The organism is Chitinophaga sp. Cy-1792 (assembly GCF_011752935.1).
Lineage (GTDB): Bacteria > Bacteroidota > Bacteroidia > Chitinophagales > Chitinophagaceae > Chitinophaga.
In genome coordinates this window covers 1-588 of the sequence record NZ_VWWO01000022.1, presented here as the reverse complement: position 1 = coordinate 588, position 588 = coordinate 1, and the positions used below count along the sequence as shown (strand labels likewise).

At 37.4% G+C, this 588-nt stretch carries 1 rRNA gene; it reads right to left on the bottom strand.

The window, feature by feature from the left end:
- Window positions 1-482: 482 nt before the first annotated feature.
- A 5S ribosomal RNA gene (gene rrf, locus F3J22_RS30275) occupies window positions 483-588 on the bottom strand; the annotation flags it as partial.

Sequence of the window (588 nt, the reverse complement as noted above, 5' to 3'; positions counted from 1 at the left end):
ATGTGAATCAAACTATCACTAATTTGATTCGTGCTGTTGTTTCCATTCTTTCAAAGAACTTTCGATTACTCTGTAGTAACCGTTGTTAATGTATGAGATCCGATCTCTGTGCCCTTCCGGCGTACATGTAGCTTGTTTGCTGTAAGAACTTTTTATTATCCTTTCCGCGTCGTTTGCGTTGGGGTTGCAAAGGTAGTGATTATCTTTTAAATCACCAAAACTTTTATAAAGTTTTTTCATCTTTAATTTACTGACTAACAATTCATTAATTATTGTAAATGAATTATATAATTCAGATAAATTAACCCTGTATTAAAAGAACAATTATTGAAATTGAAAAGTGATCCATCGTTGCAGATCATTAATAAGGAGGTATACTGGCGATTTCTATAGTAGAAATCCAATTGGCAGGTGACGAAGAACCGCTCTGCGCTTAGAGAAAGAAAAAGGTCCCGGTTTGTCACCAGGACCTTTCTTAATAAATATGGCAGCTACCTACTCTCCCGCATTGTTGTGCAGTACCATCGGCCATAAGGGGCTTAACTTCTCTGTTCGGAATGGGAAGAGGTGAACACCCTTGGCAAAACC